This window comes from Mycobacterium sp. (assembly GCF_050701675.1).
Lineage (GTDB): Bacteria > Actinomycetota > Actinomycetes > Mycobacteriales > Mycobacteriaceae > Mycobacterium.
The window spans coordinates 1-1,696 of the sequence record NZ_JBOGDD010000248.1 but is presented as its reverse complement, the minus strand read 5'-3'; the positions used below and the strand labels follow the sequence as shown (position 1 = coordinate 1,696).

General features: G+C 67.8%; 2 protein-coding genes. One reads left to right on the top strand and one right to left on the bottom strand.

Annotated features, from left to right (window positions below; all coding sequences use genetic code 11):
- Positions 1-260 (top strand): hypothetical protein (locus ACRDUX_RS07125; RefSeq protein ID WP_526412364.1); only part of this gene is annotated, 260 nt, incomplete at its 5' end.
- Here ACRDUX_RS07125 and ACRDUX_RS07120 read toward each other — a convergent pair.
- Complete coding sequence (locus ACRDUX_RS07120) at positions 218-1,411, bottom strand: ISAzo13 family transposase (protein WP_526412366.1); 1,194 nt, start codon at positions 1,409-1,411, stop codon at positions 218-220. The two genes, ACRDUX_RS07125 and ACRDUX_RS07120, sit on opposite strands and share 43 nt — an antisense overlap.
- Positions 1,412-1,696 lie beyond the last annotated feature (285 nt).

Genomic DNA, 1,696 nt, shown 5'->3' with positions numbered 1-1,696 from the left:
ATGTAACCCTCGACGGCGCGACCACGATCACGCCAGGGACGGCTGACGTGATTCGTGTGACGACGGCCATCAACACGCCGAGCCTCGCGCGGGTCAATGACGCGACCGACAACCGCGTGTTGATCGTCATGAACGTGAGCGGCGTCTCGATCGCACTCGCCAACAACTCGGACCCGTTCGCCACCAACACACTGGCGCTGCCGCAGCTTAGGGCCCGTCAGACATTAACTGACGAATTGTCCTTCGGCGTAGCTGGGTAGATGGTGTAGTTCCAGTCGCCGTGGAAGGGATGTCGCTTGAGGGTGATGGTCGCCATCTGCGCGTCGGTGACGGTGACGCCCGAGGGGTACGCGCCGCGGTCGAGTTCGGATCGGACGCGCAAGCCGGACCGGCTGTGCGTCGAGCCGATGAGGCTCACGATGGTGGCCAGGTCGACAAGCGGCGTGCCTCGCCAGTTCATCGCGATGTGCGAGAAGAGGCGATGCTCGATCTTGTTCCACTTGCTGGTCCCCGGCGGGAAATGACAGACCGTGATCGCCAGGCCGGTGCGGTTCGCCAACTGCTGCAGCTCCCACTTCCACAGCCGGAGCCGGGCGCCGTTGCTGCCGCCCGCATCCGCGGTGATCACCAACGTGTCAGCGCCGCGATAGATGCCGCGGCCCATGTGCCGCCACCACCGGGCGATGGACCGCACGGCGAAGGTGGCCGTGTCGTGGTCGATCCCGACACTCACCCAGCCTTCATTCCGCTGCAGGTCATACACGCCATAGGGAATCGCCTTGCCACCCGTCGTCGCCGTCGCGGGCACGACGAAGTCGTGGACGCACACGCGCTGGGGCGTCTTCGCCGGACGCCAGGTGCGGCCGGCGTTCTTGAACGCGCCGACGAGTTCCTTTTTCTTGGTATCGACGGAAATCGTCGGCTGCTGACGGTGTTGGGCGGCGCGCACGCGACGCGCGATGTACCGAAACTGCGCGTCGCGATCGCCGTGCTGGCGCCCCTCGCGCGTCTTGACGTTGCCCTGCAGGCTGTACCCCAACGTGTGCAGCAACTCCGCGACCACCGTGTGGCTCACGCGGTCGCCGAGGGCCACCGCCAACGTCCGCGCGCTGAGACACGTCCACCGGAGCGGGGAGTCCGGATCGCCGGGCGCCGTGGGCTCGACCAACGCGTCGAGATCGCGCAGCAGCGTCGGGTCGAGGGCCGTCGCGCGCTTCCGGCCGCCACCCGCCTTCCGCGTCCGGGCGCCCACCAGCGGGTCGCCCGCGGCCACCTCTCGCATCCCCCGGCGAATCGTGGAGGCCGAGATCCCCGTGGCGCCCGCTACCACGGCCGTCCCGCCGCGGCCGAGCGCCTGCGCTTCCGCGGCCGCCCAGATCCGGCGCGACCGCTCCGTGAACACCGGCGACATCGCCGCATGTTTCGCTCGCAAGGTAGCCACCGACACCACCGCAGCGTACTCCGTCCGTCACAAAAGTACAAGTGCGTAATTAGTCAGTTATTTCCTGACATGCCCTAAGTCCGCTCTCAGTCTCGCGCCGAGGAGGATCATGACTCGTCTGGTGCACCGGAGGCTCGCGGTCGTCGTGTATGCAGTTGCGTCGATGGCCGGCGCGTCGACGATGGTGGCGGCGCAGCCGGCGGTCTCCACGCTGAGCGGGCGCGTGAGCGATCCGCAGGAGGCGGTGGTTCCCGG